The organism is Endozoicomonas sp. (assembly GCF_031844845.1).
Lineage (GTDB): Bacteria > Pseudomonadota > Gammaproteobacteria > Pseudomonadales > Endozoicomonadaceae > Endozoicomonas.
Genome location: NZ_JAVRMB020000001.1, coordinates 1 through 4,000, shown reverse-complemented (window position 1 = coordinate 4,000; position 4,000 = coordinate 1). Strand labels below are relative to the sequence as shown.

3 protein-coding genes and 1 pseudogene are annotated in these 4,000 nt (G+C 46.4%); 2 read left to right on the top strand and 2 right to left on the bottom strand.

All coding sequences use genetic code 11. From position 1 onward, the window contains the following. Positions 1 to 811, top strand: an 811-nt coding sequence (locus RM811_RS00020; RefSeq protein ID WP_402519386.1) for a crotonase/enoyl-CoA hydratase family protein, incomplete at its 5' end; no start/stop codon positions are given. A gap of 322 nt (positions 812 to 1,133) precedes the next feature. Then, complete coding sequence (locus tag RM811_RS00015) at positions 1,134 to 2,552, top strand: hypothetical protein (RefSeq protein WP_402519384.1); 1,419 nt, start codon at positions 1,134 to 1,136, stop codon at positions 2,550 to 2,552. On the opposite strand, the gene RM811_RS00010 is transcribed toward RM811_RS00015, so the two are convergent. Then, a complete protein-coding gene (locus tag RM811_RS00010) occupies positions 2,549 to 3,265 on the bottom strand; it encodes a class I SAM-dependent DNA methyltransferase (RefSeq protein ID WP_402519389.1) in 717 nt (238 codons plus the stop codon). The two genes, RM811_RS00015 and RM811_RS00010, sit on opposite strands and share 4 nt — an antisense overlap. Before the next feature lie 418 nt (positions 3,266 to 3,683). Continuing rightward, positions 3,684 to 4,000: pseudogene (locus RM811_RS00005) on the bottom strand (valine--tRNA ligase); the annotation flags it as partial.

Here is a 4,000-nt window from a genome sequence, read left to right as displayed (position 1 = left end):
GCCTGATCAATCCCGTGTGCTCTGTGAAGTAAGGGAGCACATTGCCTATGTCACCATGAACCGCCCTGAGAAACATAATGGCCTTGATCTGGCCATGTTCCATGAAATGATTGCTACCGCAAAAAAGATTCGCAGGGATCGTTCTATTCGCTGCGTGATTTTGTCTGGAAAGGGGGCGTCTTTTTGTGCGGGACTGGATTTTCAGGCTGTCAATAAAAACCCCGGAATGGTGGCCAGAGTTTTTTTCAAGTGGCCATGGACTAAAAAGAATATTGCCCAGGACATTGCTCACTGTTGGCGCGATTTGCCCATACCGGTGATTTCCGTGATCCATGGCAACTGTTTTGGCGGTGGCATGCAGATTATTCTGGCCACGGATTATCGTATTGCCCGGCCTGATGCTAACTTGTCCATTATGGAAATGAAGTGGGGGCTGATTCCGGATATGAGTGGTATGGCAACACTGTCCCGCCTGACCCGGGTCGATATTGCCCAGGAGTTAACCATGACCGGGCGGAAGTTCAGCGCACAGGATGGGCATGAATATGGCTTGATCAGTCGGCTGGCCGATGACCCGATGACCGCCGCAGAGCAGTTGGCCCATACCATTTGCGGACAGTCACCGGATGCAGTGGCCGCCGCCAAATACCTGTTCAAAAAGACCTGGAAGGCGGATACCTGGAAAGCACTGCGCTGGGAGCGCTGGGTGCAGGCCCGTTTGCTGGGCCGAAAGAATCAGCGAATTGCCATGAAGAATGGTTTAAGCAGGCAGGGTGAACCATTGGCGTTTGTTGACCGGCAATCTTTTTAATCTGTTTTTTTGGTAGCACTCTTCAAAATAGTCATTTTTAAACACCTGTTGGCGTATATGTTCGTTTTTTACGGCATTCATTTGATGATTGATTTGCCTGTACATTGCAGATTCCAGGGGCTACCGAACTCTAACCGTTGATGCCTGAGCCCTGCTTTCAGGCCTCTTTTGGGCTTCGGGATTTTACTGGTAAAAAAATTGAATTAACGCTGAACTTTTTGTCAGCAATTTAATCAGATGTATCATGAATTTTAATTGTAAATCAGGCGTCGACTTAATTTCTTCGGACTGTTTTTTTTCAGGATGCTCTCCTGAACCAACAGTGACTCCAGACAACTATATTCGTTCAGGTAACAATATTCCCGAAGGAGAGGGGCAGCCTCCCACTGATGTGTTGAACCGAAACATAGCGCCCATCTTGTTCTCAGACGAGAGTGTGTTGCCATTCTCACCACTGCTTCCACATGGCCCTACCCTTGAAGCCGGGACTCTGTCTCCCTCTGACGTAACTATCTCCGGAGACAGTTCGGTGGGAGCCTGTGGCATTCCCGACACACGTCAAGATGGTTTATCTCAACCATCGGGAAAGGAGCGGAATGGGTTAACTACGGATGGGGGCTATCAGTCGAACTCAATGCTGATCGAAAAGCGAACAAAGTCAATAGATATGTTAAATGAGAAGAATCAGGTTAACGACACTCCTGAACTGAGAAGTAAGCTGGCCCTTGCCAATGAGGAAAGAGAACAGGCAGAGCGGCCGGTTATCAATCTGAGCGCTGAACTGGCAATAGTACAGCCTGAATGTAGTCGCTGGACCAGGGGTGTAAAGGACTTAAGCGGTGAGTGCAAACGTTATCAACAAAATAATGTGAAGTTTAACCGGTGGTTGGGTCGTTTGAACGAGGAGCGTTGGGGAGAGTTCATCGACAGCAAAACTACGGATCGATGTTATGAAAACTATAATGTGTATTTTAAAAGTCAGCTGGAGTATATGAAAGAGGAGCTAGGGAAGCATGAAGAGGAGAGCAAGCTTCTGAAATCTGGGCTGGCAAGAGTGCAGTCTGAAGGTGTGCGCTTGGAGAGGAAGGTAACGCGCTTAAGAGATGAGTGCCAACGTCATCAACTCAATAATGAGGAGCTTAAAGGTCAGCTGGAGCGTTTGAAAGAAGAGCAGCGGCAATATAAGAAGCGTGAAAATGAGCGCGAACGTCAGGGTCGCGTAAATAACAGGCTTGAAAAATACTGCAACAATCAGGTAAGTATAAATGATGAGCTTGAAAAGAAGTACCAGCGTATGGAACAGGGAAATCAGAAGCTTAGGGCGAATAATGTGAATTCAGCTAATAGTGTAAAGGCAGATTCTGAATGTCATGATTCTCTAATGGCGAACGAAAAATATCAGTGCCCTATTTGCGCTTCCCGGGAGTTGATGGATCCTGTTAACGAATCCACAAATAATCAGGAACTCGCGGGGTTTATATTTCAGGACGTGAGTAATTTTATTGGGCATCTTAAAAAACATCACGATAATAATGAGCGTAAATCCCTGGCTGAAAGCCTCGTTGTATGGCGGAGAGACGATAACAGAAAAAACACTTTGAAAAACAGGACTTATTCAGCATTAGATAAGCGACTATGCACTCTTCGAGATAATGAAAATGGGGTTTGTGGTTATATATCTAAAGGCCCCGGTAATTTATCTAGCCATAAATGTTCTTATCGGCATCGTCCCGCACCTTAATGTTCCGTAGAAATCTTGCACCGTTTTATGCAAACAAAAACAGCATTTCCAGAATGGTCACCCAGCGGGATGATTTTCTCGTAATCGTGCTCAAAGGTATAAACCTCAAAACAGGGTGATAACAATTCCTGAAGTTCTCCGAAGCTGATTGCAATCATAGGATGTTCATCGTGCCATAACTGTTTTTCCAGGGGCGTGTTCTTTTCAATACTGAGCCTGAGTGACTGCTTGTCTCCGCTGCCACAGTAATTCCAACCGGAGCTGAAGACAAAATGGCTGTCATCATAATCAACGGTATGGCTCGCTACGGAGCTGTTGCTTATCTTACTCTTCTCAACGGTATTAAAGCAGAATAAGCCACCCTTGTTCAGCGCCGCGTGTACGCTCGCTATGCAGGACTTTAGTCTTTCAATACCATTGCTGTAGTGAATGGAATAGAGGAAACAGGTAATAAGATCCACAGGCTGTTCAAGATCAAACTCACACATATCCTGTAACACAAAATCGGCTTCAGGGCAGCGCAGCCCGGCTATATCCAGCATGGGCTGATTGATGTCCAGTCCACTGCTCTGATAACCCTTATCGATAAAATGACGTACATGAGGTCCTGTGCCACAGGCAAGGTCCAGATGTTTTGTTCCTTTATTGCCGAATAGCTGATGCTGCCGATGTACGTAATCACTCTGGGCCTGGTAGTTAATGTCTGCACACATTAAGTCGTAATAGCAGGAGAGATCCGTATATAAGGCATTGGAGGAAGCGGTAATCAATTGCTTTTACCCGGAAAAAATTGGTGGCGCATACTACAACAAATTACTTTAGTTGCGAATAAGTTCATTTGGCGTTATCGCTGGATAAATCCCTGTGAAATGAACAACAGGTTTGTGAGATTTATCAGGCTGGCATCTGCCGGTAGGTTGGGTCGAACGGAGTGAGCCCCAACAATTTCACCGATGATTGCAGGATGATTGCAGATAGCTTGTTGGGGCTCGCATTCGCTCGACCCAACCTACTTCGGCCGTCAACCTCATTGAAATGATGTACTACCTGTCGTGCAATGGCTTCATAAGACCAATACAAGAAAGGCTGCAATGGTTGCAGCCTTTCTTGTCGATCATTAAAAATCAGAGTTTACAGAGCCTTGATGGCTTCAAGCTGCTCTTCCAGCTTGGCTTTTGCTGTTTGGGCATCAGACAGCTTGGCTTTCTCTTTTTCAACCACGTCCGCAGGCGCTTTGCTGATAAACTTCTCGTTATTCAGCTTACCCTCAAAGATGGATACTTCTTTGGTAAATCGGGCAATTTCCCTGTTGAGTCGGGCGATTTCCTTGTCCTTGTCGATGAGTCCGGCCATGGGTACCAGTACTTCCATTGAACCCACCAGTTGAGTGGTGGCCATGGGTGCTTCTTCACCTGCGGCCAGAACCTGAATAGTGTCCAGTTTTGCCA

Coding starts and splice junctions, on each gene's coding strand:
- RM811_RS00010 (WP_402519389.1), bottom strand. CDS start 3,265: ATGTGTGCAGACATTAACTACCAGGCCCAGAGTGATTACGTACATCGG.